Source organism: Ekhidna sp., assembly GCF_964218185.1.
Classification (GTDB): domain Bacteria; phylum Bacteroidota; class Bacteroidia; order Cytophagales; family Cyclobacteriaceae; genus Ekhidna.
This window is the reverse complement of sequence record NZ_CAXPLV010000005.1, coordinates 277437-303877: the sequence shown is the minus strand read 5'-3', so window position 1 is coordinate 303877 and position 26441 is coordinate 277437. Positions and strand designations below refer to the sequence as shown.

Below are 26441 nucleotides of genomic sequence, written 5' to 3'. Positions count from 1 at the left end.
CTTAGGTCATTAATACTGCCTTGTATTGGGTCACGTTTTTCAGCGCTGCGCCCGTTCCTCTCACTACCGCTCTCAATGGATCTTCAGCAATGTGAATCGGAAGTTTGGTTTTCATCGCAAGTCGCTTGTCCAGACCTCTGAGCATCGCACCTCCTCCTGTCAAGTAGATACCATTGTCATAAATGTCTGCTGATAGTTCTGGCGGAGAAATCTCAAGCGCCTTTAGCACCGCCTCCTCTATTTTAGAAACAGACTTATCAATAGCGAAGGCAATTTCAGAATAGGAAATCTTAATCACCTTCGGAATTCCTGTCATCAGATCCCTTCCTCTAATTTCATAATCTTCGGGTGCATCATCCTCAAGTTCGGTGAGGGCTGATCCAACTTCGATTTTTACTTTTTCTGCTGTTCGCTCGCCTATCAAAAGGTTGTGCTGCCTGCGCATATAGTCCAAGATATCTTTGTTGAAGGAATCTCCGGCCACACGGATAGACTGGTCACAAACAATACCGCTCAAAGCAATTACGGCGATCTCAGTAGTACCTCCTCCGATATCTACTACCATACTGCCCACTGGCTGATCAATGTCAATACCAATTCCTATTGCCGCAGCAATAGGCTCGTGGATCATGTAAACTTCTTTTGCTCCCGCATGCTCTGCAGAATCTCGTACTGCTCTTTTTTCTACTTCCGTAATTCCTGAAGGAATACAAATGATCATTCTGTGAGATGCCGGGAAAAAGCTCTTTTTGCCTTTATCCATCATTTTGATCATCCCGCGAATCATATGCTCCGCGGCGTGGAAGTCGGCAATTACACCATCCTTTAGCGGACGAATGGTCTTAATATTTTCGTGAGTTTTTTCGTGCATCTGCATCGCCTCCCTGCCGATGGCCAGCACCTTGTTTGTGTTTTTATCGATTGCAATAATCGATGGTTCGTCTACTACTACCTTGTCCTTGCTGATAATCAGCGTGTTGGCAGTTCCTAAATCAATTGCTATGTCGCTTTGGAAAAAATCGAAAAGACCCATGAATGCTCGCTCAGAATTTGAAGCACGAATTTAGGCTCGATTTTGCATAAAAGCTAAAGCATTAGGGATTAGTGATAAAAGTTTCATTTTTAAGAAGTTGTGCGTTCAAGTTTGGCCTTGATTACACGCATTTTTCCACGTAGCTCATTTATGGTTTCCTTAGAAAGTTCCATGTAAATACGGAAGCTGTCATTTGCCACAAGCTTTTCTGCTATTAGCATTTCAAAAGCTTTATTTTGAGCCACCTGAACCCGCTTTACCATAGACATACCATCTGCTACTTTTTGCATCGAAGGAATCTTGTTTTTGATATTCATTAGATCCTCATAGAACTCATCAATCTTGTCCTTCTTCTTTTGGGCTTGCCACTTGGTAAGAGAAACTATGCCACTCCAAAGGGCAATAATTATGGAAAGGATCACCCCTCCCAGCTCTGCATAGCGTTCTATAAAGCTCGGCTCATCTCTATCAAGGAAGGTGCGAGCTCCCTCATGGAGGGGAATATTTAGCTTCGATTGGTCAAAATCTTCCCTCAACCCATCAAAAAGTAAAGGGTCGATCGAGGTAAAGATCTGTCTGTTGCGTAGCATCGTTTTGGTAAAGTCATTCACCGAAACCTCCAGCATACCTGAGCGCACCATCATCACCAAATCCACCGAAAGAGTAACAATCGGCTGCTGAGTGAAGTCCCAGTAAGCTCCTTGAGGAATTACGAACGGTTCTAATCGAGGGTACTTGAGCGCAATGCCTTCTACCACCGAGGCATTTCCAATATTCTCAACGTGATCAAAAGAGAAAAGCTTAAACCCTTGATAATTCTGCAATTCCCTTTTTGTGAAAAGGTTAGTAAGCTCAACTACAACGACACTTTCTGTCATATTGAAGGTGACATTAATTCTGGAAAGGTCTAGTCCATAAAAGTCAAACAAGTCCATCATCAGGTTATAGGTAGGAGACTCCTCCCTTCCTATGTAGAGTAGCTTGTCATACATCAGCGACTCAAATGAGGTGACATCAAGCCGTTCCTGATAAAAAATGTGAAGAACCTCCGAATAGACGGAGAAAGCTGAGTTTACTCCATCGCGATAATTCACATAGTTTTCAACTAAAGCGATATCGATCCTATTTTGCTCTAGACTATCCAGGTTAGCATCCGTCCCTACGCCCTCGACCAAATGTATGTCTACATTGTAAAACTCAGATTCGAGTAGCTTCTCCATTTTCTGAGCGATCTCCCGGTTGGGGCCTTCGTTGTTATAAATAAATGAGAAATGATTGGTTGTTGGGTTGCAGGAGATCAACAAGAAGGTGACCAGGCAAGGAAGAATTAACTTATTCATAACAGCATATTACGGCTACTTTAAAAATACTGCTAATTTTTAATGTCACCGTTTTGACACATCCCATTTTATACGTAAATATCACTCAGTCATTATTTTGCATTATTTTAGGGTGTAGTTTTGCGCCTGATTCAAATGATTAGCATTTTTTGAAAAAAAGAAAGTTTCTGAAATTCCCCCGCCAATTTGAAAGCTGTGGGAGTTGAGGATTCATCGGCACTGCAAAAACAGACAAAAGACGAATGAAAAAAATCTCCTTTTCGGATAAGCTTAAATATCGCTTCGATAATTACGTATCGCAAGGCACAATCAATATGATTAAAGGTCTCGCTATTATCACGATGATCTTTGTTTGCTTGTTTGCTGTCACTCTTTTAGCAATGGGGTTGCACCCGGATCATCAAGTCAATGATAGCTCGTTTGGCATCTTTGAATCGCTTTGGGTGAACCTAACTCACATGCTGGACCCAGGTACGGTAGGGGAACATGAAGACAACTGGCCATTCCAGCTTTTCATGATGTTTGTTACCATTTTGGGGCTGATCATTATTTCGACTCTCATTGGTCTTGTGTCAAATGGTATCCTAACAAAGCTTGAAGCGCTGAGAAAAGGCCGTTCATTTGTCATTGAAAAAGACCATGTACTAATCCTAGGGTGGTCTTCTAAGATTTTTACAATCATCCCGGAAATCGTGGAAGCCAATGAAAATCAGAAGCGTGGTGTTATAGTGATCCTTGCAGATATGGATAAAGTGACCATGGAGGATGAGATTAAAGATAAGGTTGGTAACACTAGAAACACACAGGTGATCTGTCGTACCGGAAATCCGATCGATGTGCATGATTTGCAAATTGCCAATCCATTTGATACGAAAGCAATTATCATCCTGGATAAGGATAATGAGAATTCAGATAGCCAGATTATCAAGACCATTGTGGCCATCGTTACCAATCCAAAAAGACGTCCTGAACCGTATCACATCACTGCGGAGATGGAGGACAAAAAGAACTTTGAGGTGGCCAAGATGGTTGGCGGTGATGAAGTGGAGCTTATCCTTTCAGATGAAATTATTTCCAGAATCATGGTACAGACCAGCCGTCAGTCAGGCTTGAGTGTGGTATATCAGGATTTGATGGACTTTGATGGTGATGAGATTTACTTTGAGGATGCTCCAAGCTTGGTTGGTAAAACGTTCCGTGACATTCTTTTTGCATACGAAGAATCCGCCATCATGGGAATCCAATACTCTGATGGATCAGTTGCTATCAACCCTCCGATGGACACTATCTTCAAAAAGGGAGATAAAGTGATTGGTATCACAGAGGATGATGACACCCTCGTACCAAGCCCGAATGCGAACATTGATCTTCAGGAGAGCAAGATTGTATACACCGAGCCCGAAGAACAAGAACCGGAAAAAATTCTAATTGTCGGTTGGAATGACCGGGCAAGATACATAGCACTGGAGCTTGACAACTATGTCCCTGCTGGCACCACAGTTAAAATCGTATCGAAGTTTGAAGACGCGAGACCTATTGTAGAGCGGCTGAGCAATCGTGTGAAAAACATCTCACTTGAGTTTGAAGTGAAAAACACAACAGGCCGGGAAACACTAGAAAATATGCACCTCGAGCAATATGATTTTATCATCCTGCTCTGCTATCAAAACTATTTCCCAATTCAGGAAGCTGATGCCCAAACACTAATCACACTTCTACATTTAAGGAACTTCACCGAGTTGCATGGGTATAAATATAAGATTGTGAGTGAGATGCTTGATATACGAAACAGGCAGCTTGCAGACATCACAAGTGCTGATGACTTTATTGTAAGTGACAAGCTTGTGAGCTTATTGATGAGTCAGGTGGCCGAAAACAAGTACCTGATGCGTGTTTTTGAAGACCTGTTTGACGCAGATGGGTCTGAGATTTACATCAAACCTGCAAGAGAATATGTGCAAGTTGGTCAATCGATGAATTTCTATACCGTATTGGAATCGGCGGCCAGAAAGAATGAAGTGGCTATTGGTTACCGTATCATTAGCAAAGCTAAATCAGCAGATGAGCAATACGGGGTTGTATTGAACCCTAAAAAATCAGAAGAATTTACCCTGGAAGAAAACGATATGGTTATCGTTCTTTCGGAAGACTAAGCATGCTTTAGAGCTTCCCTTATTTCTTTCATGGCTTTCCTTCGATACAGCCTTGTATTATGGCTTGTCGGCTTAATGTTTTTGATATAATCAAGAACATCGCTTTTCTGATGACCATTTAAATGCTGAACCGAGCTGATAATCTCATTTTCCAGTTTCAAATAATTCATTGTATTGTGGTTTATATCTAACCTAATTTACGATACTAGTGTTAGCCAGGTTTTAGGCTAATATTGTATTTCGACCAACACATCACTATTAAATATTAACCTTTGGTAATATTCCGTGATTTTACGGAAGGCGAATAGATAAAAAACCCCTAAATTCATTTCATCAAAACAACTAATCCATGTCTAATCATTCTAATGAAATTTCGCAATTCGTAGAAAGTGTTGCGAAGAAAAATCCTCACGAAACGGAATTCCTTCAGGCAGTAGAAGAAGTAGCTGAAACCGTCATACCATTCATTGCTGATAAACCTAAGTATAGAGACTCTAATGTTCTTGCAGCAATGTGCGAGCCTGAGCGTGTTTTCATGTTCAGAGTGCCTTGGCTCAATGATAAAGGTGAGCCACAAATCAACAGGGGCTACCGCATTCAGATGAATTCAGCTATTGGACCTTACAAAGGAGGCTTGAGGTTTCACCCTTCTGTAAACCTGAGTATTCTTAAGTTCCTTGCCTTTGAGCAGACGTTTAAAAACAGCTTGACCACTCTTCCGATGGGAGGTGGAAAAGGAGGGTCTGATTTTGATCCAAAAGGAAAAAGTGACAATGAGGTGATGAAGTTCTGTCAAAGTTTTATGACCGAATTGAGCAAATACATAGGACAGTTTACTGATGTGCCGGCCGGAGATATTGGTGTAGGGGGTAGGGAAATCGGTTATCTGTTTGGTCAATACAAGCGAGTGCAGGGCGAATTTACCGGGGTACTCACCGGTAAGGGGCTGCAATATGGGGGGTCTCTGATTAGACCAGAAGCAACAGGATATGGATGCGTTTACTTTAGCAAAGAAGTGCTGACCCACAGAAATGATGATCTTGATGGTAAGACTGCTGTGGTTTCAGGATCGGGAAATGTGGCTCAGTTTACCGTTGAAAAACTTATTCAAAATGGTGTTAAGGTGGTTTCTATGTCTGATTCAGGCGGAACGATCTATGATAAGGACGGCATCACTCAAGAAAAGCTTGAGTTTGTAAAAGAATTGAAAAATGTGAAGCGTGGACGAATAAAAGAATACGCAGATAAGTTTGGTGCGGCATTCCACGAAGGAAAAACGCCGTGGGATATCAAATGCGACATTGCCTACCCATGTGCCACACAAAATGAACTTCAGGGTGATGATGCTAAGACGCTGCAAAAAAATGGATGCATCGGAGTGTTTGAAGGAGCCAACATGCCATGTACAGCTGAGGCCATTGAAGTATTTAAAGCCAACAAAATGATGTTTAGCCCTGGCAAAGCATCCAATGCAGGTGGTGTTGCTACTTCAGGCCTTGAAATGTCTCAAAACTCACTGAGACTATCATGGACCAGGGATGAAGTGGATGAAAAACTAAAAGGCATCATGCAAAACATTCACGAAAACTGTGTGAATCACGGTCAGGTGAGCAAAGACTATGTAGACTATGTAAAAGGTGCCAATATAGCCGGGTTTGTGAAGGTGGCAGACGCTATGCTCGCACAAGGTGTGGTTTAAACCTTTCTAAGGCAAATAAAACTCTGCGCCCGCTGATGGTGGTGCACCAAAGTTCTCAAGGGTTCGATTTCTTCGAACCCTTTTTTGATTTCTGTATACAGATTAGCCGTAAGTGCAAAACGGACTTTGCTATCCGGAAACTCATATTGGCCATTCTCAAGTTCTTTTCCTAAGGTATTATCAACCACAGAATCCATGCTTACATACAACATGCCTCCAGGTAAAAGCAGGCTGTTGATCTTCTCCCACATTTCGAAGAACTGCTGCTGGGATTTGGCAAAGTGGAGCATTCTGGCACAAATGATAAAATCAAACTGTCTTGAGGTACTTGATTCAAGTATGTCAACTTCTTCAAAACGTGCCTTAGAGGAAGAAAGGGTCTGCGATAAGTAGGCAAGCATTCTTAACTTGGAGTTGTCGCTATCCCAGCCATGATAGTCATACCCATTTCGAATAAAGTAAATACCATTTCGTCCCTCACCACATCCAATATCAAGGACTCTCGCCTTCTCAGGAATCTTTCCTTTCAGGATCAAGTCCATGAGAAAAAGATCCATGTCTCCGAAGTGATTATTGATCTCCCGTGTATTCACTCAGGTAATTTAATGCCTGTAAATATCAATTTCCTTTTGAAAGCCTCCTGACATCTCACTGAATGGCATAATCACGATCAGTAGGTTTTCATCAAACTCTGCATAAATGTTCTCCAGCTCCACGTCCGCGGCTATTTTGATAGTTCCCAAAATATTGGGCAGGGTGTAGTCTGCCACATGAATGTTTTGGAAAACCAATAAATCACTCCCATTCACTTCAACTTTGATGTCATCCGGCTCCACGGAAGGCACACTCACCTCAAGCCGATAATGATCTTTTTCAGTTGTTGTTTTGAAGGTGGGGTAGATCGCTCCCCCATTTATTGAGTTCACAATATTGGCTGTTTCTGCCAGTCTCTTCGTTTCGTTTCTATCCACTCTCATACCTACTCTATATTTTCATTCCTCTACTCAAATCCTATTCCAAAAGGCTTTTGTAAACAAAACGTGCCACACTGGCTGGTTAGTTTAATAATGACAGTCATTTTGGCTGATTCAACATTCCATCCTAAAAAAGAAACGTTCCATCCGATTTTCTGTCCTTGCTAATATTCAAGATCATAATTTCAAACTCAAATATTAAACTCATGAAAAGGACTATTACTATTCTTTTGTTCTTAAGCTCTGTTGGTTTGCTTGCACAAAGCGAAAGACCCAAGACATTAATCGGAAATGACCCGGAAGACATTTCGGGTTTCGGGGGCGTACTATTCTCATTTATGCCTATTGATGGCGATCTCTCTACCCTTACTGGCGGTGGTGGTGCTGTGCTCTTCGATAATACTTTTTTCATTGGGGGCTATGGTCTCGGGCTTGCCGGCAACAAGGAGTTCGAGCTAAACGGAAATGATTATTCCACCAGCTTTGGACATGGAGGTTTTTGGCTTGGATACAACATCAAGCCGGATGACCTGCTACACATGGGAGTAGAAACGCGTCTTGGGTGGGGGAGCATCACCACCAAGTCATCGGCCACCAATGAGGAAGTAAATGAGGATGATGTGTTCGTCTTTAATCCTCAGTTTTTTGGTGAAGTAAACATTGCCTATTGGTTCAAAGTAAACGCAGGTGTTGGGTATCAAAAGACTATAGGAGTTGACAACAATTTCTTCGATGCTACTGATTTTGACGGGCCCACATTCGGGATATCACTGCTTTTCGGCTGGTTCAACTAACCGAAAAATGAGTTAAATTCCCGTTGAGCTTACATCCGAATTTAATTGAGGTACGAATTCGTATAACAAAACCTAACTAAAAACACCATGGCTGCATCTAATCACAAACGAGCTATCATTGGGCTCCTACTAGTAATTGTTGGTTCACTTTTTTTATTGGATAATTTAGGGTTCGATATTGATGTCCCTTATTATTTGTTTTCCTGGCCGGCGGTATTCGTCGTTTTAGGGATCATAAATCTGCTTTCAGGGAACCGACGTTCTTCTTTAATCTTCTTTGGACTGGCCACCATTTTTTACCTGCATTATTATGATGTGATCAATCTAAGAGATGTTTGGCCTGTGATTTTGATCATCATCGGGTTGTCCTTTATTCTTCGTAAAAAATCCAGACCTAAATCCGCTTCAGAAAGTTCAGAAAGCTATTTTGATGAGGTGGCTATTTTCGGAGGAACAGAGAAAAAATTTGTTTCTGAGAAGCTTGAAGGGGGTAAAGTCTCCTGCATTTTTGGAGGTTCAGAAATTGATCTAAGAGGGTCCAAAGCTCAGGACGGAGCTGTAATCGAAATTTTCTGCATGTTTGGGGGGGTGGAACTAATGCTGCCTGATGACTGGAAAGTAAACATGGATGCCACCGCTATTTTTGGCGGATTTAGTGATGCCAGAAAAACGATAACAGATAAGCCATCCGCGACAGTTCACATCAAAGGGTTCACCATGTTTGGCGGTGGTGAGATTAAGAATTGATCTAAGAAAAAAAGACCTGAGCTAATCACTCAGGTCTTTCTCGTTTACTTATCTCCAATCAATTCATAACCTTGCCTAATGCCCAGCTCAGTTGCCGGCACACCATCCCGCATCCACTTTGGCATTGGTGCCCCTTTCAGATAATAATCAAAAAACTGCGCCATTCGAATGTTGAAATCTATGCGATTTTGAACCTTCACAGGCCAGTGCGGTTCGCCTCGATAGTTGAGCAACCAGGCAGGTTTGCCCAACCTCCTAAGCGCACCAAAGTATTCAATGCCCTGATACCACGGCACAGCGCCATCTTCATCATTGTGCAAAATGAGTACAGGAGTTTGTACTTTGTCCACATAAAAGATCGGCGAGTTTTCAATGTATCGAAGCGGGTACTCCCATAAGGTACCGCCAATTCTACTTTGGGTTCGCTCGTACTGGAACATACGGCTCAAGCCGGACCCCCAGCGAATGCCGCCGTAAGCACTGATCATATTCACCACCGGAGCACCAGATTCTGCACACTTGAAAATGTTTGTTTCGTTGATCAGGTGAGCGATCTGATAGCCCCCCCAACTGTGGCCTTGCACACCGATATTATTTTCATCTACAAACCCTTTTTCAATCAGGGAGGTCACTCCCGGTATCACACAGTTATAGGCATCTTCTCCCGGATAACCCGTCTTGTAATTCACATTTGGATTGAAAATTAAATACCCTCTGGAAGCATAAAAGCTATAGTTGATGGTAGACCTGTGTGGAAATGGATCACGGTGATTGTTCAGCCCATCGGAGCTTTTTTCATAAAAGTTGACAATCATCGGGTACTTTTTGGTAGGATCGAACCCTTCAGGCTTTACTAGCATTCCTTCCATTTTTTGTCCGTCCAATGAGTTCCAATACACCAACTCTATCGTTCCCCACTTATAATCTTTCTGCTGCGGGTTGATGTCGCTAACCTTTTTGACTGACTTGAAAGACACATCAGTAGCAAGCAAATCAGGGAATGTTTGGAAATTCTCCTGTGTAAAAATCAGATTTTTATTATCCCGAGCTTTAGTAAAAGAACCGTATTGATAATCACCTGAAATCAGTTTCTCCGGCTTGTTTTTGCCGTAAGTGAAAGAAAAGATTGCTTCACTTTTGTCTCCTTCATAAAATCCGGATAGCAGCAGTTTCTGTCCCTTTTTGATAAACCGTTCTTCTCGGTCAAGCTTTATGTATCTATAGGTTAGTTTCTCGCCCCGTCCGTTTGGAGTTATTCTTTTGGGTGCGGTATTCATCGAAGGGTCTACTTCCCAAATATCATATCGATCATAAATAAGTACACGCTCATCATTCTCCGTCCAGCTCATTATGCCATACGGCCATGGGTCAGAAGGTGTATCATGGATTTCGTTGTAGAACGGAACCTGCAAGTTGTTTGTGATCTGAACAGTAACCTCCTCATCAAAAGAATATGCAAACCAGGCTGAGTCACTGTTGTTGTACCAATAGGCATACTTCCCATTGGGAGAAAGAGATACAAATCCCCGAACACCTTCATCAATCTTGGTCTTATTGCCCGTGTTAAGATCCAACCTGTACAAATCATTCAGCGTGTAACCTTCCCAGGTAATCAACTTTCGGTAGTTGTAGTCACTCAATGCAATGGCTGTCGTTCCATCCCCCTCATCACTAACTGCAATCCTGGAATAATCCGACCCTCCAAGCTGAACAAAACGATCTTTCTCTACATCATAATAGCTGAGATAGCCAAACTTCTGATCATCCTTCAGTTCATTTTCCTGATGCGTGAATAGGCGCTGATCCTGGTAGTTCCAAACCTCCACATTTACAATCTCATCGTCCAGCAAGGAGGTGTCTTGCAAAACAGGGAATTCCTTTACCTCAAAATATAATCGCTTCCCTGTTTCGGAGAAGTAGTTATTGTGATCCTTATTGACCATAAGCTGATCTAGATCCGCATTTCTCGCAATGGTCTTACTGCTGTCCCACTCAGTCTTGAAATAATGTAGGTGATAATCTCTCTGCAATGCTTTTGTGGTGTCCGTATCAGAAATGAATGTGAGTTGCTTGCCCTTTTTATCCCATGCCAACCTGGAGTATTCTCCCTTGGCTCTGAAAATCGGGTTAAAAGATTTCGCATCAAAATCAAATGTGTAAACCCCTTTAGCAAGCGTACTGTCATTACCAGTGGTTGTCAATGCGAGAGCCGCTCCTTCCTCTGCAATTTCATAATCCAGAACATATGGGAAAGTGTACTCTGTACCATCCACTAGATTCATTAGAACCAGGTCATAACCATTCTTTTTACTCCGTTTCTTCTCTTTCTTTTTGGCGGTATCAGGCGCAGGTTCATACAGATATACCACATAGTTGTCCCATTCTTTAGGAACTTTAAACGATTGAAGTCCACCAACTTTTTTAATGCCTTTTGACTCCAATGAATAAATCTTCAACGTGTCACCCGGCAGATCTTCTTCTTTGGTTTTCTTTCTTTTCAAGTCTCTGAGTTCATCATAATCCGGAGAAACCTTAAAAATCAGAAACTGAGAGTTGTTGGTAAATGAAGGATTGTAAGATCGATCATGTGAAAGCACCACCTCACCATTAAATCGATGTAGCATTAGCGATTCATTGCCATATCCATTTGGCTTCAGGGTATAAGCTATATGAGATCCATCATTTGAGATCAGTCGATCCTCTACACTTCGCCAGATGTTGTAAGCGTCGTGATCCAACTCCTTTTTTGTTTGCGAGAAACACAGGAATGGAAGTACAGTTAAGAGTAAAATGAGCTTTTTCATAGTAATTAATCTTCTTGGGATTTAATACTAATGAAAATTGATGAAGGTCACTATTGGAATAGTTATGAGCGGTGGTATGATGATTTTTACATCATCAATTTCCCCAAGAAATACACTCCCAACCCAAGCAGCAAAAACCCCGGTACTTTATGAACCAGGAATGGATTGTCGGCGATTTTAGTAAATCGTCTACCCGAGGCATTCACGGTAAGGAGTAAGCAAAACGTTCCGACAGAAAGTCCTAGCAAATACATCCAAAATCCATAGCCGTCTACATCTATCCAGCCATCATTTTCCAAATAGGTAGTGATGGCAAGCCAAAAAGGAATGGTCATCGGGTTAAGCAACCCTAAAATAATTCCTCTTAAAAAACCGTGTCTACCCGTGATTCGAGTGTCAACCTTCACCGAAGCAGATGTGGATTTAGAAAAAATGTTGAACAAACCAAGCCCGATCAGGGCAATCGCCGTAATGATCTGGAAGTAGCTGGAAATCGTTTGGTTATTGTTCAGGAAAATGTGGAACTGCACGGTGATGCCTGCATAAATAAATTCAACAGAAGAAGCAGCAAATGCAAAGAATACAGCCGCTCTTCGCTTATTCAAGATAGCCAGCTGCATGACGGATACATTGATGGTTCCCGGAGGGATGGACCCTATATAGCTAACAATAAAAGCAACAATGAGTGTTTGTAAAATCATGGATTGGCAAGCAGGCGATTGTACCTTTGGTGCGACTTCCACTTTTTGAAGCCCTGCTTAAAACTCCAGTAGGAATGTCCCCCTTTTCGATTGAGGCGGCAAATATCCGACAAAACCCCCAAATGCCAAAGGATGTCACGGTATGCTTTATGTAAGGGATAGCCCGGCTGGTAGATATGCCCTGGCTCAGCACCCGCCCCGTTCAGCTCCAGTATTTTAAAATTCTTAAGCTGTCTCAGGTCCTCATAAGACTGACACTTCAAATCAAACCTGCCAAAATAGAAATCCGGAATCTGATCTGCCAATGTGTTGAAAGCTTCATTCAGGCTATCATCTATTTCCTGGGTATCATTCAAAAACATAGTCCCACGGCAGTGATTCCCAATCGGCTCAACCAGCACCTCCTCATCACAGTCTGGGATTAACTCACCTGTCCTTTTGAGAAAATCACTATTCAAATTGGCAGTCATTTTAGCTCTGGTACTCCGCTTCAACAACTCTCTAATCGAAGACTTTCCATCTCCCACCACCTTTAAAAAATCCTTTCTGACAATGGAGGTCACTCGTCCTCGTTTATCCGGGTATTTCACATAAAACACACCCAGCTCCATCGGCAAATTCACCATTTCCTGAATTAGAAAATCAACGGGGCATGTCTTCACATACTTTTCCAGTGCAGCTTGGTCATTAATTTTCTCAACCCAGTTCCCCCGCTCCCCAATGTCCGGCTTGGCAATAACCGGAAACCCGATTCGTTCAGCCGTAAAAGAAGCACGTTCCAGATCACCCCTGACAATCAACTGAGTGTGGGGAATGTATTGTTCAGGAATGAGTTTAAAAATATCTGATTTCTTTTCACCAAACATACCGCCAAACTCGATACTGGGATTTGACGCTGTGAAGAAGAAAAAAGACCGATGTTTGAGGGCCAGCCACCCGTAATAAAAGAATACCGGAAAGTACAAAACGAAGAAGGGCCAGTACTCCCAATTTTTTAATCGAATGAGAAACTTCTTCAAGGTTGCTAGTTGGCTTTAGAACCTACTCTGTAACGAATTGTAGAGCTGGCTACCCCAAAGTTTTTAGGCAACTCAATATACCGGAGTGATTGCTTCACCGCCACCTTCAACAATGCCATGTGATGGATGGCGTGCTCAATATTGTAAGAAAGCTCACGATAAAAGCTGCTTTTCATCGATACATCACGCCCCTCCTCGTCTGAGTAGTTGGCTTCAAAAGTCAACTCAAAATCCGTTGTGTTCTTATTCAAAAAATCTGTGATTGATTCGATGACACTTCTGGCAAGTTTTGGGTCAGTCTCTATCAGCGTGTCATGCTTTCGCTGGTCGTAGTTTACTAAACCATCGCTTTTAGCCTCGAACAGGCAGATAAAAAACTCCAATGTGTGACGGATATGTTGACCAAAAGTGGAGCCGCTTAGCTCGGGAAGTGGCTTGGCAAAATCCCCTGATTTGCAGTCTAGAATTAATCGATCGAGTTGAAATAAGAGTTCCTTAGCTGATGTGTGAAGCATAAAATGTATTCAAATGGAAAAATAAACTTAAGGATTTTCCACCGTACTGATTTTATAATCACCGAAAAAAGTAAGGTTAGCGACCTTTTGAATCTAGTGAATTGATGGCTACCCAGATCAGATCCATCTCAAATCCTTTGCTGGCCAGATAGGCAGCCGTTTTTTGCTTTCTTTTAAACGGGTCATCCTTTTCCAGTTTATCCCATTTCGATTTAGCCAGATTCCTCAACCTTTGCTCATATTTCTGAGGATCAATTCGATCCAGTGCATTTTGCACCGCTTCGCTGGAAAGTTTGTGAGCAAACACATGAGCTTTGATCTTTTGCTTCCCCCAGGAGTTGAACTCAAACTTGTCATTGCAAAAAGCATTTGCAAATCGCTGCTCATCAACATAACCTTCTCTGGAAAGCTCTGCTACTAAAGCAGAAGCCTCTTCGCCAGTCAGTCCCCAGCTTTGGAGTTTTTCAAAAAGTTCGTTTGGAGATCGCTCGCGAAAGGCACAAAACCGGCCGGCTCGTTGCTTCGCTTCCTGGATGCCCAACTTACGAGCCATGCTATTTGTCGGCGATGTAGCCTTTTCTTTTCAGCACCGTTTCAATGAAACGAATCTCGTTATCGTTGTTGAAGGTTTTGTAAGGTAAGTGAATCAACTGCGCTTTGCTCGCAAAGAATGTAAACCCGTCTTTTCCTTTTTTTGCGCGCTTGATCTGATCCCATTTCATGGGCATACCCTGCTTCGCATTCATTTTAATCAAAATCTGTTGAGAAGAGATTTCATAAGAAAGCTTTTGAAACATGAACTTGCCTTGCTCAAGCTGAGTGATCCCTGCGAACTGGATCAACCAAAAAAGCATGTAAAGTGCCAAAGCGATAGAAGCTCCGGTGATCCACCAGTGGCTTGGAGCCAGAAAATAACCCGAGCAAATAGCAGCAAAAATCAAAAACACCCACCACTGCTGCTTTAGCGCAGCTTTGAATGCTATTCCAATGTATTTTTTAGTTGGGAGCTGGTATTTTTTAGTTCGAACAATCATGACTCTATCTCGCTTTTTCTACTTCAATAACTAATTACACCGCGAATATAGAATTTAAAACGCTTTGAGACTCATATCCATGCTTTTGTATGAATGAGTCAGCGCCCCTACCGAGATATAGTCAACGCCTGTTTCGGCAATTTCTGCGATGGTTTTTTCGGTGATTCCTCCAGAAGCTTCTGTTTCAAACCTGCCACCAATCATTTTGATTGCCTGCTTAATGTCCGAAGGAAGCATATTGTCCAACATCACACGATGCACCTGCCCTACATCCAACACCTGCTCAAGTTCTTTAAGGCTCCTCACCTCTATCTCAATATTGAGGTTGAGGTTGTTCTTTTCCAGATAAGCCACTGTTTGATTGATGGCATTTTTTACCCCTCCTGCAAAATCGATGTGATTGTCTTTCAGCATCACCATGTCGTATAGCCCAAAGCGATGGTTGACACCTCCGCCAATCACCACAGCCCATTTCTCAGGAAGCCTGAATAGAGGAGTCGTCTTTCGAGTATCCAAAAGCTTGGCCTTTGATCCTTTGATAAGAAGATTCATATGGTGCGTATAGGTTGCAATCGCACTCATTCGTTGAAGGCAATTCAGCACCAGCCTTTCTGTAGATAGAATTGATCGTGAACTTCCGGTAATATTGAATCCAACTTCGCCTGACTCAACCAAATCACCATCTTTTTTGATAAAATCAAGCTTGAGGTCGGCATCCACATAATTGAAGATCTTTTCTGCAAGCTCCAAACCGGCAATCATGCCATCATCTTTAATTATTAGGTGCGCCTGGCTAGTGGCATCCTCGGGTATTGACCCCAGTGACGAGTGATCACCACTGCCAATATCCTCGGCGAGGGCCGCCTTGATAAAGGCATTGATATTTTTAGTCGTTAGATACGGTAAATTCATAACACGGGCGGATTACAGTAACAGGCGAAAGACGAAATAAGTTACTCCTGACTAAAATTCAAAGTATCGATCAGGTATTTGTCGCCTATTTTCTTAATGAACATAACCACTCTATAAGCTCCATCAGCGTGGGTATAACGTCCAATTGTGTATTTAAGTCCCTCAGGGGATGCTCCCTGGTGGATGTAGGTGAAATTTTTTGGTGCGTTTTTACTAAAAAAATTACGCAAAATCACTTCTGCCTGAGCTTTGCTGTAGTTGGAGCTCTCTCCATTTATTTTTATTTCCACAGTTGCGTTGCAGAATTTGATAAGCTCTTTAGAGCTGCCGGCTTTTATAGCCGTGCCAATATCCTTCACAGTTTCATCCTGTGTAGGGCCAAGCATCAAAGAGAGTACTATTATCAAAAACTTCATTAGGCTTTAGTCTAAATGTTTGTACACAATGTAGTAAAAACCATGCCCAATTTATTCATTCGATGGAGGACATTCAAAAATTGACCCTTCTATATTTGTAAAATGAACAAGAAAGTCATTCTTCTGATACTTGATGGCTGGGGTATCGCCACAGACAAATCAGTCTCTGCTATTGATAAAGCGAACACTCCTTTCATGGACCGAATGTTTAAAGAATATCCCCATAGTACGTTAGAGGCCTCTGGCTTGGCTGTAGGCTTACCTAATGGGCAAATGGGGAATTCCGAGGTAGGTCACATGAATATTGGTGCCGGGAGAGTGGTGTATCAGGATCTGGTAAAAATCAGCAATGCGGTAGAAGATGGATCAATAGCGGAGAATGAAACACTAAAGTCAGCAGTTGACTATGCCAAAGAAAATGACAGGCCTATTCATCTAATTGGGTTGGTTTCTGACGGTGGAGTGCATTCTCACATCAATCATTTGAAAGGACTTCTATCCACTTTTCGTCAGGCAGGTTTTGATAATGTTTTTGTTCATGCTTTCACTGATGGAAGGGACACTGACCCAAAAGGTGGCGTGGATTACCTTCGAGACCTGCAACACCACATGGCTGATACGGTGGGAACGCTGGCGACCATTACAGGAAGATACTACGCCATGGATAGGGATAACCGATGGGAGCGGGTGAAACTGGCGTATGATGCCATGGTCAAAGGAGAGGGGAAGGTAGTTCAGGATCCGCTCCGGGCTGTAGAAGAATCCTACATGGAAGAGGTAACAGATGAGTTTTTGAAACCTATTATCTGTGCAGATGCAAAAATTCAAGATGGAGATGTAGTCCTCTGTTTCAACTTCCGAACCGATCGGGGAAGACAAATTACGCAGGCACTTACCCAGCAGGATTTCCCAGAGCATGACATGAAAAAGCTCGACCTTCATTACGTCACGATGACTAACTATGACGATTCCTTCAAGGGAGTAAATGTGATGTATGGAAAAGAAAACCTGATCATGACGATGGGTGAGGTGTTGGAGAAAAATGGGAAGAAACAAATCCGTATTGCAGAAACAGAGAAATATCCGCATGTGACATTTTTCTTCTCAGGTGGGCGAGAGGAGCCCTTTGAAGGTGAGAAACGCATTCTGTGTCCATCACCCAAAGTGGCAACTTATGACCTACAGCCGGAGATGAGTGCGTATGACATTCGGGATAAGATTATTCCTGAACTGAAAGCTAAATCCGCTGATTTCATTTGCCTGAACTTTGCCAACCCCGATATGGTGGGGCATACCGGCGTTTTTGAGGCTGCCGTAAAAGCGTGCGAAACGGTAGATCACTGTGCTGAGGCGGTAGTAAATGCCGCTTTAGAAAATGACTATGTGTCAATCATCATAGCAGACCATGGTAACTCAGACATGATGATAAATCCGGACGGGACACCCAATACGGCACATACTACGAACCTTGTCCCCTTCATTGTGGTTGACAAGGAGTTTAAAGGTGAACTTAAAAGTGGAAAACTTGGCGATCTGGCTCCAACCATTTTAAAATTTATGGGACTGAAAGCCCCTGAGGAGATGACCGGAAATGTTTTGATTTGAAGATGAATCGATTAATTGATTTGAAGATTTTATTGCTGCTTTTGGTTCTGGTAAGTTGTCAAAAACTGAAACCGGAATCAGTAGCTATCCCAGAATACCCTGATTTTAAATCACTGATGGATGATCAGGTGGAGCGACTTGGGAAAGGGCGGATCAAAAAAGAAGTTTGGCTGGATGGGAAGAGCGAAGTTCGGATAATCGAAATGGATTCTACAAAGTGGGCTGAAGAGCTTTCATTCCTGAAAGAAATCAATCCAAATCAACCTGAGTATGTAGGAGCTTTCGAAAAGTCAGCAGATGACCAAAATCAGGTTTTGACCCTCTCACCTAATGAAAAGGGAGCTATCAAAAAGATTTCTTTTTCAAAAAGTGATGACGAATATCAACGAATTACTGCTTCCTTTCACGAAGACAAGGATGTCTACATCCATCACCGCGATATTGAAATGACCTTTGAAGATGGCATACTCAACTTCTTAAAAATAGATGGTTATCAGAAAATGATGTTTAAGGATACGGTGAGGTTTAGGGTAAAAGTTGAGGTTTATTAATCTCTAACCCCCAACATCTTTATTGCTGTAGCAGCTGCTTCATCGCCTTTGTTGCCATGTTTGCCTCCGGCACGATCAAGTGCCTGTTTCATCGTATCCGGAGTAAGCACACCGAAGATTACTGGCTTATTGAACTTCAAAGACACATTGGTAATCCCGTTTGCTACTGCATCGCAGATGAAGTCGAAGTGGCGGGTCTCGCCTTGGATCACACAGCCCAGACAAATCACTGCATCAATGTCATTTCGTTCAGCCATCCACTGGCCTCCGAGGCTCAGCTCAAACGTGCCGGGCACATTCATTCGTTCAATATTATCGCGATTCGCTCCAGCTCCAATCAGGGTTTGGTAAGCCCCGGAGTAAAGGGATTCGGTTACTTGCTCATTCCATTCCGCTACGACGATTCCAAATTTGAACTTGCTGACGTCAATGGATGAGTTGATCTTAACGTCGCTGAGGTTTTTATCTGCTGATGACATAACGATTCATTTAAGTTATTCCTCCCCCAACCCCCTCCAGAGGAGAGGATGTATCCCCTTGAGGGGATTATAGGGGTGATTAAATATCTACAAATAAAAAATGTCATCCCAAGTGAGATGACATTTCCTATAATTTTATTTCTAGCTTACTGAGCTAAAGCCTCAAGTCTGGCTTTCTGCTTTTTCGCATCATGAATTTGTGCAGAGTTCGGATAGTCTGACACAATCACTCCATAGGTTTTTGCTGCTTCTGCCAAGTTTCCATTTTGCTCTTGTGCAATGGCCAACTTCTTCAAATAGATTGGAGTAAAAGACTCATTCTTCTTATAGTTTGCGGCCTGCTTATAGCTAGCAATAGCATTCGAAAAGTCATCCATTTCCATGTACGCATCACCTATTAATGAATAAGCTCTTCCTTGTAATAGGTAATCGTCGCTGCTAAATTCTTTCAACTGCCGAATGGCGCCATCAAAATCTCCTTGCTTCAAGAATGACGCACCAGCATAAAACCTGGAAAGATTTGCTGCTTTTGTTCCGGGAAATTCTTCAATGATCTCAAGAAACCCGTAGCTATTTCCATCGCCATTGAGTGCTAGCCCCAGGCTATCTGCATCAAAGTAGAATTGTGCCTGGAACAGCTCCTCCTGTGCAGTTTGATTTTGGTTTGTGATGTAGTAATTATATCCAGCAAAGCCCACGATCAATAGTGCGATCACACCACCGATTCCAAAGACCATCGCTTTGTTTCGTTTGTTGCTAAAAAATTCATTGGCTTTTTCAACGATTGCATTTGGATCCTCCAGGATCTCGATACCATCATCTTGCTTTTTTCCTTTTGCCATTTTCTTCTAAAATCTTGTTGTTAATCAAATCCCAGCCTGATGCCAGAAAATGCGGTCGCAAAGATATATTTTTTGTTCAGATGTGTAAGACTCTCAGTTAATTATGTGTTTACGAATGGGTAATCGTTCTCTACATAATTGTCTGTGTATGCCTCAGATGCCTCCGGCCATGGCGATTCTTCCGCAAAATCTACCGCTTTCTGCACCTGATCTTTGATCTCTTTGTCAATTTCTTTCAGCTCATCTTCTGTCGCCCACTTCTTCTTGAGGATCGTCTGTTTCACCTGCTCAATCGGGTCTTGCTGCTTGTATTCTTCTAGCTCCTCTTTGGTTCTATATTTTGCCGGATCAGACATAGAGTGTCCTTTGTATCGGTAGGTTCTAAATTCAAGGAATGTTGGTCCATCACCTTTGCGTGCTCTTTCTGCTGCTCTTGCCACCGCGTTATGCACATCCTCCACCTTCATAGCATCCACTGGCTCAGAAGGCATATCATAAGCTTCCGCCAATGTATGTAGCTCAGTCACATTTGAGGTTCTTTGCACAGAAGTTCCCATAGCATAGCCATTGTTTTCCACTACAAAGATTACAGGCATTTTCATGGTCATGGCCATGTTGAATGCCTCATGCAGTGCTCCCTGACGAACGGCTCCATCACCCATGTAGCAGATACACAGGTTTTTTGTGCCCTTATATTGTTCCGCAAAACCAATTCCTGCTCCCAGCGGAATCTGACCTCCAACGATCCCATGGCCCCCCATGAAATTCACTTCCTTATCAAACATGTGCATGGAGCCTCCTTTACCCTTAGAAACGCCGGTCGCCTTTCCATAAAGCTCGGCCATCACTCTGCCAGGATCTGTGCCCAGTGCCAGTGGGTGACCGTGATCTCGATATGCTGTGATCCATTTATCATCTTTCTCAAGAGCTGAAACCGCACCAGATGCACACGCCTCCTGTCCGATATATAAATGACAAAATCCGCGAATTTTCTGCTGGCCATACAGCTGGCCTGCCTTTTCTTCAAACCTCCTCATGAGCTGCATCGAGCGAAACCACTCCATGTATTGCTCTTTCGAAAACTCACTTGATTTTTTTGTTGTCTTTTTAGCCGCCATAGGACCCAATTGTTTGATTTACTTTGCTAAACGGATTGCGAAATTAGCTCAAAACAGGTTGAGTTGAAAAGATTTGGCCTTAGATGCTTCCTTCGTCAGCATGACATGATGGTAAAAGCACCGCTTACAAATCGAAGTTTCATCCTGATCCGCCGGTTGGCGGAGAAGGATCTTTACAAAAAAGATAGATGATCCTTAAAAATTTAAAGCTCACATCCTTTAAAAACCATCCCGAATCCACTTTTGAGTTCGGAGAGAGGATCAATTGCGTGCTGGGGAAAAATGGTATGGGCAAAACCAACTTGCTGGATGCTATCTACTACCTCTCGTTTACCAAAAGTGCAGTCGGCTCTCAGGATAAATTAGCAATCACGCAGGAGCATCGAGCCTTTACCCTCCATGGGTCTTATCAGGATCTGACCATTGCTCTCCAATTTGAAAAGGGGAAGGTAAAAACCTTGAAAATTGATGGACAAGAACCAGAGCGGTTGAGCGATGTGATTGGTAAAGTCCCGTTGGTCATCGTTTTGCCGGATGACACCTCCATGATCAAAGAAGGAAGTGAGGAACGCAGAAAATTTTTTGATGGCGCGCTATCGCAATTTGATGCTGAATATTTGAAAGCATTGCTCAAATACAACAAGGTGCTGAAGCAGAGAAACAGCCTTCTTAAAATTGAAGACGGCAGGAAATTAAATCAAAAGTTGCTGGAAACTTATGATGATCAGCTAATCCCGCTAGCAATAGAAATATCCAAAAAAAGACAGGAGATGAAAGAGGTGTTTCTCCCCTTTCTTCAAAAAAACTATGCGGATCTGCATGATGGGGGTGAGGTTCCCGATCTGAATTTCAAATCCCATGTGAATGATGACTTTGAAGATCGATTCAAGGCAAACACTCAAAAAGATCAGATCATGCAGCGTACGCTGATGGGTAGTCACAAAGATGATTTTGAATTTTTGCTGGATGGGGAGCTGATCAAAAAATTTGGCTCTCAGGGACAGCAGAAGACTTTTATCATTGCCTTGAAACTGGCGCTCTATGATTTTCTGAAAGAAAAAACCGGTAAAAAACCGCTTCTACTCCTTGACGACATTTTTGACAAGCTGGATGATTCGAGAATAGAATTACTTGTATCGCTATTGCTAAATCATGAGCGTTTTCAACAGATCTTTATCACTGATGCAAGAAAAGACCGAAGCAAAGAATTGTTTAAAGGAGAGAAAGAGGTGAATTTTATTGAAATTGCACCGTGATGAAAGAAGATCCAATCAAAAGTTTCCGAAACGCTTTTCAGGGATTTCTCAAAGAAGAAAACCTCGAGCACACCTACAAGCAAAAGCAGGTGATTGCTGACTGGGAGCGGATTATGGGCAAGACTATCGCATCCAGAACTACTAAGATGTTCTTCAATCAAAAAACGCTATTCGTTAAGTTTTCCTCAGCACCACTAAAAAATGAGATGCAAAACTCAAAGTCACAGATCATTGAGTTAATTGAGAAAGAGATTGGGAAGGGTGAAGTGGAGGATGTGAGGTTTCTTTAATCCCTAAAAGGGATCCTCCACATCAGATAATAATCAAAAGCGGTAGAGTTCTGTCGCTTTGTTTTTCCAAAGCCCGGGATGTCATAAGTCTTCAACTCTCCTTCACCATTGATTTTTCTGGCAAACTGCCAGCGCATAGTAAAGCCCATGTACAGGTTTGAAACAACCTTGCCTCGCAACCCAAAAGCTACCTCGAGCCACCTGGCTGTTAAGTCATCGTTTTCGAGGGTGTAGGTTTGCTCACCAAATCCCTGATCAGAAGTAAATGTCATGCGATCCTCAAAGCTGGCTCGGGCATATCTAAGCCCAAGAGAGAGCACATTCCCACTTTCTTTGTCCTTAGTAAAATTCCGATCTATGCCTACCCGGTAGTATCCTCCTTTATTCTGGTAGTCAAAAGATGCTCCTCGCTGATTCTCCTCCACGCCAAAATCAACAACCACATTATATCTGTGTACTGCCAGAGCAGCTTCTACTTCATGAGAAGTGAGTCCGGAACCAAACGCCGTGCGTCCACTTCTGATCGCATTAACCCCAATTTTGATTTCATACGGACGAAAGTCCACGGGTTCTTTGGGTTTTTGCTGCTGCGCTGGCTGCCCAAAAACTAAGAGACTCCATGCCAATGTCGATATGCTAAAAATATACTTCAACATTGGTATCAAGTTGTCTATTGGTAACTGTTCCGGGGATAGATAAAGAATCAAAAGTATGTCTTACTGTATCCAGACCTATGAAGGTTAGAGCCGGTTCACATTTAGGGTCAAAAATGGAAACCTGAAACTGATCATAACTCATTTCCAATTCAAAATGTGAAGTGTCCGAATCAAAGAAGAAAGTAGTAGTAGGATCATCTGGATTCAGGGGCAGCCCTACTCCTGTGGAGTCTGTGAAAGGTGTAAACTGATATGGCGAGTTTTCTGCGGTTATTGTAAATCCAATCTTCTGTGCGCTCTGGGTCTCGTAATCAAAGAATCTCAAAATCATAAAGTCCAGGTTATCATCCGTTCCACAATTTTCGATATCCTGGCAGGACACAATGATCAGACCTAAAATTATGATTGAGAGTTTTTTCACAGGCGGCAAAATTAAAGCTTAAAGGTTTCTAACTAAGGGTATACCTAAGATTTCCACTAGCTTTGCACCCGCCAAGCGGGATTGATTCATGAATGATTGTATTTCAATCTAAATACTAAAAAAGACAGAACACTTGTCTATCTAAAGAAATGAAAACGAAGGGGTTAAAGAAAACAAAAGTCAACATCGTTACACTGGGATGCTCCAAAAACCTAGTGGATTCTGAAGTGATGCTGACACAGCTGAGGGGAAACAATATTGATGCCACACATGAATCAACGAAAGACGATGCAAATGTGGTGGTGGTGAATACCTGCGGGTTCATTGACAATGCGAAGCAAGAATCAATCGATACCATCCTGAGGTATGTGGATGCGAAGCAAGAGGGTCTTGTGGAAAAGGTGTACGTTTCCGGCTGTCTGTCCCAGCGATATAAAGATGAGTTGAAAGAAGAAATTCCTGATGTGGACGCCTGGTTTGGAACGGGGGATTTGCCTGCTCTTTTAAAAAAATTCAAAGCTGACTATAAGAAAGAATTGCTTGGTGAGCGAATATTGACAACCAGCAACCATTATGCTTACTTAAAGATCGCCGAAGGATGTGATCGTCCGTGTAGTTTTTGTGCAATCCCACTCATGCGTGGCAAGCACGTGTCCAAACCGATGGAGCAGGTCATCTCTGAGGCAGAGTCTTTGGTTCGTCAAGGGACGAAGGAAATCTTACTCATTGCGCAGGATTCTACTTATTACGGGCTGGATCTTTACAAAAAAAGAAACCTGGCCGAACTAATGGATCGTTTGGCTGACGTGGAAGGACTGGATTGGATTCGCTTGCATTATGCTTTCCCAACAGGATTCCCAGAAGATGTTTTGGATGTAATGGCCAAACGATCAAACATCTGCAACTACCTCGACATACCACTTCAGCATGCCTCCACCAATATGCTGAAAATGATGCGAAGGGGCACGACCCGAGAAAAAACCGAAGCACTACTCGATATGATGAGATCTAAGGTTCCGGATATCGCAATTCGAACGACCCTCATTGCAGGCCACCCGGGAGAAACTCAGCAAGACTTTGAGGAAATGCTGGATTTTGTTGAAAAGAATAGGTTTGAGAGACTAGGCATTTTCACCTATTCACACGAAGAAAATACCCACTCATACAATTTTGAGGATGATGTGCCTGAGGAAACCAAACAAGAACGAGCAAATGCCGTAATGGATTTGCAGGAAGAAATTTCCATGAGTATCAATGAGGGAAAGATAGGGAAAGAGTTCAAGGTGCTGATCGACCGGATGGAGAGCGGAACATTTATCGGGCGTACAGAGTATGATTCGCCCGAAGTGGACAATGAGGTAATCATCCCGGCGGACCACTCATACTTGCGAATTGGAGATTTTGCCCAGGTAAAAATTACCGACGCTACAGCCTTTGACCTGTACGGCGAACCAATTAAGCAATAATTCACATTACTAAAGCGTGCGCACCGAGACCATTCCTTTAGACGAGACCGACTGTTTTTCACAGTTTTTTATCGATTACATCACGCAGAAAAAAGAGCTCGCTCCATTTTATTCTGCATTTCCCTCGGTTAAAAATTTTAAGGAAGCGATCGCTTCAAGAAATTTCCAGGCCGCTAATCGGCAAGTACTAGGAGAGGTTTTGAAGGAGCAATATGCTAATACAGCTATGAGTTCCTCGGTTAGTCAAAACATTGACCTTCTTGAAGATTCTAAAACCTTCACCATCACTACCGGTCATCAGCTCAATATTTTCACGGGTCCGCTATATTTTATTTATAAGATCGTCACAGTAATCAATGCCTGCAAAACACTGAAACAGGCTTATCCGGAATATAATTTCGTTCCAGTGTATTGGATGGCAAGTGAGGATCATGATTTTGATGAGATCAATCACTTCTTCTTGGAGGGAAAGAAATACGAGTGGCAGACTGATCAAAAAGGTGCTGTAGGTCATTTCGACCCATCGGGGTTGAAGGAAATTGCTGCTAAGCTGCCGAAAGCTGCCGAGTTTTTTAAAGAAGCTTATTCCCAAAAAAGTCTAGCTGAGGCTGTTCGAGAATATGTAAATCACCTTTTTGGCAATGAGGGGCTGGTGGTAGTTGATGCGGATCATGCAAGGCTAAAAGCATTGTTCAGCCATGTTATGCAAAGTGACCTTTTTGATCATACACCTGAAGCATTGGTGGCTGAAACCTCCTCTTCACTTGAATCCCTGGGCTACAAAACTCAAGTTCATGCCCGGCCTGTCAATTTCTTTTATTTGGATAAAGGCATTCGTGAAAGAATCGAAAAGACGGAAAGTGGATTTCAGGTGGTTGATACAGATCTCTCATTTTCCGATTCTGAAATGAGGCAACTGATTCAGAACCAGCCGGAGCGCTTTAGCCCAAATGTAATTCTTCGTCCGCTCTATCAGGAAACCATCCTCCCGAACCTTGCTTACGTAGGAGGCCCATCCGAAGCAGTCTACTGGTTGCAACTCAAAGCTGTTTTTGATCATTTCAAAACGGCATTTCCTCTTTTGATGCCCCGAAATTTTGCGCTTGTTATACCAGGAGCAGCATCAACTAAATGGAGCAAAACAGGACTTTCACAGAGAGATCTTTTTCTAAGTGCCGAAGCAGCCTTTGATAAATGGGTGAAAGCCAACTGTGATCATGATATTTCTTACGGGTCGGAATTGAAAAAACTCGCGAAAATTGAAAAGGAATTGAAAGATAAAGCCTCCGCTGTAGACCCTACATTGACTCAGCACATCGAAGCTCTACATACCTCATATACAAAACGAATTGAAAAGGCTGAAAAGAAATTAGTGAGAGCAGAGAAACGCCTCTATGAGGATAGAAAAAAGCAGATAGAAGCTGTAAAAGAATCTTTATTCCCTGCTGGAAGCTTGCAAGAACGCAGGGATAATTTCCTCAACTTTTATCTCAAAGATCCAACATTTATCGAGAAGCTTTTACAATCATTTGATGCATTTGACTATCGGGTGTATTTACTGTTTCAGTAGGTAGAGCCTTAGTGTTTTCAGTGATTGCTTCGTATTTTTCAGTTAA

The 26441-nt window shown here is 42.5% G+C and carries 28 protein-coding genes; 10 read left to right on the top strand and 18 right to left on the bottom strand.

Translation table 11 applies throughout. The features are described from left to right. Window position 1 precedes the first annotated feature (1 nt). Both ACEQZT_RS06790 and ACEQZT_RS06785 read right to left on the bottom strand, forming a co-directional pair. Complete coding sequence (locus ACEQZT_RS06790; protein ID WP_370088533.1) at window positions 2-1033, bottom strand: rod shape-determining protein; 1032 nt, start codon at window positions 1031-1033, stop codon at window positions 2-4. An 89-nt stretch (window positions 1034-1122) separates the two neighbouring features. Beyond that, entirely contained in the window at window positions 1123-2373 is a 1251-nt protein-coding gene (locus ACEQZT_RS06785; RefSeq protein ID WP_370088531.1) for a TAXI family TRAP transporter solute-binding subunit, read from the bottom strand. A gap of 242 nt (window positions 2374-2615) precedes the next feature. Here ACEQZT_RS06785 and ACEQZT_RS06780 point away from each other — a divergent pair, with 242 nt between their 5' ends. Further along, window positions 2616-4526, top strand: coding sequence for a hypothetical protein (locus ACEQZT_RS06780; RefSeq protein WP_370088529.1), 1911 nt, complete (start codon window positions 2616-2618; stop codon window positions 4524-4526). Here ACEQZT_RS06780 and ACEQZT_RS06775 read toward each other — a convergent pair. Next, window positions 4523-4696, bottom strand: a complete 174-nt coding sequence (locus tag ACEQZT_RS06775) for a hypothetical protein (protein WP_370088527.1) — start codon at window positions 4694-4696, stop codon at window positions 4523-4525. The two genes, ACEQZT_RS06780 and ACEQZT_RS06775, sit on opposite strands and share 4 nt — an antisense overlap. Before the next feature lie 179 nt (window positions 4697-4875). Here ACEQZT_RS06775 and gdhA point away from each other — a divergent pair, with 179 nt between their 5' ends. Then, window positions 4876-6225, top strand: coding sequence for an NADP-specific glutamate dehydrogenase (gene gdhA / locus ACEQZT_RS06770; protein ID WP_370088525.1), 1350 nt, complete (start codon window positions 4876-4878; stop codon window positions 6223-6225). On the opposite strand, the gene ACEQZT_RS06765 is transcribed toward gdhA, so the two are convergent. Continuing rightward, the gene (locus ACEQZT_RS06765) at window positions 6222-6818 is read right to left on the bottom strand and encodes a class I SAM-dependent methyltransferase (RefSeq protein WP_370088523.1); all 597 of its coding nucleotides are present in this window, start codon (window positions 6816-6818) and stop codon (window positions 6222-6224) included. The genes gdhA and ACEQZT_RS06765 overlap by 4 nt on opposite strands. A gap of 9 nt (window positions 6819-6827) precedes the next feature. Further along, window positions 6828-7202, bottom strand: coding sequence for an Hsp20/alpha crystallin family protein (locus ACEQZT_RS06760; protein ID WP_370088521.1), 375 nt, complete (start codon window positions 7200-7202; stop codon window positions 6828-6830). A 203-nt stretch (window positions 7203-7405) separates the two neighbouring features. Between ACEQZT_RS06760 and ACEQZT_RS06755 the strand changes: the two genes are divergently transcribed. After that, entirely contained in the window at window positions 7406-7993 is a 588-nt protein-coding gene (locus ACEQZT_RS06755) for a hypothetical protein (RefSeq protein WP_370088519.1), read from the top strand. Between the two features lie 87 nt (window positions 7994-8080). Next, window positions 8081-8740 (top strand): LiaI-LiaF-like domain-containing protein, encoded by a 660-nt coding sequence (locus ACEQZT_RS06750; protein WP_370088517.1) that lies wholly within the window; start codon window positions 8081-8083, stop codon window positions 8738-8740. 44 nt (window positions 8741-8784) lie between these two features. Here ACEQZT_RS06750 and ACEQZT_RS06745 read toward each other — a convergent pair whose 3' ends face one another. From ACEQZT_RS06745 to ACEQZT_RS06710, 8 genes are all read right to left on the bottom strand, one after another. Then, complete coding sequence (locus tag ACEQZT_RS06745; RefSeq protein ID WP_370088515.1) at window positions 8785-11544, bottom strand: prolyl oligopeptidase family serine peptidase; 2760 nt, start codon at window positions 11542-11544, stop codon at window positions 8785-8787. An 86-nt stretch (window positions 11545-11630) separates the two neighbouring features. After that, window positions 11631-12245 (bottom strand): LysE family translocator, encoded by a 615-nt coding sequence (locus ACEQZT_RS06740; protein WP_370088513.1) that lies wholly within the window; start codon window positions 12243-12245, stop codon window positions 11631-11633. Further along, on the bottom strand, window positions 12242-13264 hold the full coding sequence (locus tag ACEQZT_RS06735; RefSeq protein WP_370088511.1) for a hypothetical protein: 1023 nt from the start codon (window positions 13262-13264) through the stop codon (window positions 12242-12244). The genes ACEQZT_RS06740 and ACEQZT_RS06735 overlap by 4 nt, the downstream gene beginning before the upstream one ends. A 5-nt stretch (window positions 13265-13269) precedes the next feature. Then, window positions 13270-13779, bottom strand: a complete 510-nt coding sequence (locus ACEQZT_RS06730) for a hypothetical protein (RefSeq protein ID WP_370088510.1) — start codon at window positions 13777-13779, stop codon at window positions 13270-13272. A gap of 76 nt (window positions 13780-13855) precedes the next feature. Then, window positions 13856-14332: a regulatory protein RecX gene (locus tag ACEQZT_RS06725; protein ID WP_370088508.1), complete on the bottom strand. Its 477-nt coding sequence runs from the start codon at window positions 14330-14332 to the stop codon at window positions 13856-13858. A 1-nt stretch (window position 14333) separates the two neighbouring features. Beyond that, the gene (locus ACEQZT_RS06720) at window positions 14334-14813 is read right to left on the bottom strand and encodes a YcxB family protein (protein WP_370088506.1); all 480 of its coding nucleotides are present in this window, start codon (window positions 14811-14813) and stop codon (window positions 14334-14336) included. 54 nt (window positions 14814-14867) lie between these two features. After that, on the bottom strand, window positions 14868-15725 hold the full coding sequence (nadC, locus tag ACEQZT_RS06715) for a carboxylating nicotinate-nucleotide diphosphorylase (protein ID WP_370088504.1): 858 nt from the start codon (window positions 15723-15725) through the stop codon (window positions 14868-14870). A gap of 41 nt (window positions 15726-15766) precedes the next feature. After that, a complete protein-coding gene (locus ACEQZT_RS06710; RefSeq protein WP_370088502.1) occupies window positions 15767-16141 on the bottom strand; it encodes a DUF4783 domain-containing protein in 375 nt (124 codons plus the stop codon). Window positions 16142-16243: 102 nt separating this feature from the next. Here ACEQZT_RS06710 and gpmI point away from each other — a divergent pair, with 102 nt between their 5' ends. Both gpmI and ACEQZT_RS06700 read left to right on the top strand, forming a co-directional pair. Next, window positions 16244-17746 carry a 2,3-bisphosphoglycerate-independent phosphoglycerate mutase gene (gpmI, locus tag ACEQZT_RS06705; protein WP_370088500.1) on the top strand — a complete coding sequence of 501 codons (1503 nt, stop codon included), beginning with the start codon at window positions 16244-16246 and terminating at the stop codon, window positions 17744-17746. Between the two features lie 2 nt (window positions 17747-17748). After that, window positions 17749-18297: a hypothetical protein gene (locus tag ACEQZT_RS06700; RefSeq protein WP_370088498.1), complete on the top strand. Its 549-nt coding sequence runs from the start codon at window positions 17749-17751 to the stop codon at window positions 18295-18297. On the opposite strand, the gene ribH is transcribed toward ACEQZT_RS06700, so the two are convergent. The 3 genes from ribH to pdhA all read right to left on the bottom strand — a co-directional run bounded on the left by ribH (window position 18294) and on the right by pdhA (window position 20736). After that, on the bottom strand, window positions 18294-18776 hold the full coding sequence (gene ribH / locus ACEQZT_RS06695) for a 6,7-dimethyl-8-ribityllumazine synthase (protein ID WP_370088496.1): 483 nt from the start codon (window positions 18774-18776) through the stop codon (window positions 18294-18296). The two genes, ACEQZT_RS06700 and ribH, sit on opposite strands and share 4 nt — an antisense overlap. Window positions 18777-18922: 146 nt before the next feature. Then, window positions 18923-19618 carry a tetratricopeptide repeat protein gene (locus ACEQZT_RS06690; RefSeq protein WP_370088494.1) on the bottom strand — a complete coding sequence of 232 codons (696 nt, stop codon included), beginning with the start codon at window positions 19616-19618 and terminating at the stop codon, window positions 18923-18925. A gap of 101 nt (window positions 19619-19719) precedes the next feature. Further along, complete coding sequence (gene pdhA, locus ACEQZT_RS06685; protein ID WP_370088492.1) at window positions 19720-20736, bottom strand: pyruvate dehydrogenase (acetyl-transferring) E1 component subunit alpha; 1017 nt, start codon at window positions 20734-20736, stop codon at window positions 19720-19722. 188 nt (window positions 20737-20924) lie between these two features. Between pdhA and ACEQZT_RS06680 the strand changes: the two genes are divergently transcribed. Both ACEQZT_RS06680 and ACEQZT_RS06675 read left to right on the top strand, forming a co-directional pair. Then, window positions 20925-21992: a DNA replication/repair protein RecF gene (locus ACEQZT_RS06680; protein WP_370088491.1), complete on the top strand. Its 1068-nt coding sequence runs from the start codon at window positions 20925-20927 to the stop codon at window positions 21990-21992. Continuing rightward, the gene (locus ACEQZT_RS06675; RefSeq protein WP_370088489.1) at window positions 21992-22282 is read left to right on the top strand and encodes a DUF721 domain-containing protein; all 291 of its coding nucleotides are present in this window, start codon (window positions 21992-21994) and stop codon (window positions 22280-22282) included. Before ACEQZT_RS06680 ends, ACEQZT_RS06675 begins: the two co-directional genes overlap by 1 nt. Here ACEQZT_RS06675 and ACEQZT_RS06670 read toward each other — a convergent pair. Beyond that, the gene (locus ACEQZT_RS06670) at window positions 22279-22938 is read right to left on the bottom strand and encodes a DUF6048 family protein (RefSeq protein ID WP_370088487.1); all 660 of its coding nucleotides are present in this window, start codon (window positions 22936-22938) and stop codon (window positions 22279-22281) included. The two genes, ACEQZT_RS06675 and ACEQZT_RS06670, sit on opposite strands and share 4 nt — an antisense overlap. Continuing rightward, on the bottom strand, window positions 22919-23359 hold the full coding sequence (locus tag ACEQZT_RS06665; RefSeq protein WP_370088485.1) for a hypothetical protein: 441 nt from the start codon (window positions 23357-23359) through the stop codon (window positions 22919-22921). Before ACEQZT_RS06665 ends, ACEQZT_RS06670 begins: the two co-directional genes overlap by 20 nt. Before the next feature lie 149 nt (window positions 23360-23508). On the opposite strand from ACEQZT_RS06665, the gene rimO reads away from it, so the two are divergent. Continuing rightward, window positions 23509-24825 carry a 30S ribosomal protein S12 methylthiotransferase RimO gene (rimO, locus tag ACEQZT_RS06660; RefSeq protein ID WP_370088483.1) on the top strand — a complete coding sequence of 439 codons (1317 nt, stop codon included), beginning with the start codon at window positions 23509-23511 and terminating at the stop codon, window positions 24823-24825. Between the two features lie 16 nt (window positions 24826-24841). Beyond that, window positions 24842-26395: a bacillithiol biosynthesis cysteine-adding enzyme BshC gene (gene bshC, locus ACEQZT_RS06655; protein ID WP_370088481.1), complete on the top strand. Its 1554-nt coding sequence runs from the start codon at window positions 24842-24844 to the stop codon at window positions 26393-26395. Window positions 26396-26441: the final 46 nt, after the last annotated feature.

Bases quoted from the DNA above. Each gene is read 5' to 3' on its own strand.
- ACEQZT_RS06790 (WP_370088533.1), bottom strand. From the start codon at position 1,033: ATGGGTCTTTTCGATTTTTTCCAAAGCGACATAGCAATTGATTTAGGA.
- ACEQZT_RS06785 (WP_370088531.1), bottom strand. From the start codon at position 2,373: ATGAATAAGTTAATTCTTCCTTGCCTGGTCACCTTCTTGTTGATCTCC.
- ACEQZT_RS06780 (WP_370088529.1), top strand. From the start codon at position 2,616: ATGAAAAAAATCTCCTTTTCGGATAAGCTTAAATATCGCTTCGATAAT.
- ACEQZT_RS06775 (WP_370088527.1), bottom strand. From the start codon at position 4,696: ATGAATTATTTGAAACTGGAAAATGAGATTATCAGCTCGGTTCAGCAT.
- gdhA (WP_370088525.1), top strand. From the start codon at position 4,876: ATGTCTAATCATTCTAATGAAATTTCGCAATTCGTAGAAAGTGTTGCG.
- ACEQZT_RS06760 (WP_370088521.1), bottom strand. From the start codon at position 7,202: ATGAGAGTGGATAGAAACGAAACGAAGAGACTGGCAGAAACAGCCAAT.
- ACEQZT_RS06755 (WP_370088519.1), top strand. From the start codon at position 7,406: ATGAAAAGGACTATTACTATTCTTTTGTTCTTAAGCTCTGTTGGTTTG.
- ACEQZT_RS06750 (WP_370088517.1), top strand. From the start codon at position 8,081: ATGGCTGCATCTAATCACAAACGAGCTATCATTGGGCTCCTACTAGTA.
- ACEQZT_RS06745 (WP_370088515.1), bottom strand. From the start codon at position 11,544: ATGAAAAAGCTCATTTTACTCTTAACTGTACTTCCATTCCTGTGTTTC.
- ACEQZT_RS06740 (WP_370088513.1), bottom strand. From the start codon at position 12,245: ATGATTTTACAAACACTCATTGTTGCTTTTATTGTTAGCTATATAGGG.
- ACEQZT_RS06730 (WP_370088510.1), bottom strand. From the start codon at position 13,779: ATGCTTCACACATCAGCTAAGGAACTCTTATTTCAACTCGATCGATTA.
- ACEQZT_RS06725 (WP_370088508.1), bottom strand. From the start codon at position 14,332: ATGGCTCGTAAGTTGGGCATCCAGGAAGCGAAGCAACGAGCCGGCCGG.
- ACEQZT_RS06720 (WP_370088506.1), bottom strand. From the start codon at position 14,813: ATGATTGTTCGAACTAAAAAATACCAGCTCCCAACTAAAAAATACATT.
- nadC (WP_370088504.1), bottom strand. From the start codon at position 15,725: ATGAATTTACCGTATCTAACGACTAAAAATATCAATGCCTTTATCAAG.
- ACEQZT_RS06710 (WP_370088502.1), bottom strand. From the start codon at position 16,141: ATGAAGTTTTTGATAATAGTACTCTCTTTGATGCTTGGCCCTACACAG.
- gpmI (WP_370088500.1), top strand. From the start codon at position 16,244: ATGAACAAGAAAGTCATTCTTCTGATACTTGATGGCTGGGGTATCGCC.
- ACEQZT_RS06700 (WP_370088498.1), top strand. From the start codon at position 17,749: ATGAATCGATTAATTGATTTGAAGATTTTATTGCTGCTTTTGGTTCTG.
- ribH (WP_370088496.1), bottom strand. From the start codon at position 18,776: ATGTCATCAGCAGATAAAAACCTCAGCGACGTTAAGATCAACTCATCC.
- ACEQZT_RS06690 (WP_370088494.1), bottom strand. From the start codon at position 19,618: ATGGCAAAAGGAAAAAAGCAAGATGATGGTATCGAGATCCTGGAGGAT.
- pdhA (WP_370088492.1), bottom strand. From the start codon at position 20,736: ATGGCGGCTAAAAAGACAACAAAAAAATCAAGTGAGTTTTCGAAAGAG.
- ACEQZT_RS06680 (WP_370088491.1), top strand. From the start codon at position 20,925: ATGATCCTTAAAAATTTAAAGCTCACATCCTTTAAAAACCATCCCGAA.
- ACEQZT_RS06675 (WP_370088489.1), top strand. From the start codon at position 21,992: ATGAAAGAAGATCCAATCAAAAGTTTCCGAAACGCTTTTCAGGGATTT.
- ACEQZT_RS06670 (WP_370088487.1), bottom strand. From the start codon at position 22,938: ATGTTGAAGTATATTTTTAGCATATCGACATTGGCATGGAGTCTCTTA.
- rimO (WP_370088483.1), top strand. From the start codon at position 23,509: ATGAAAACGAAGGGGTTAAAGAAAACAAAAGTCAACATCGTTACACTG.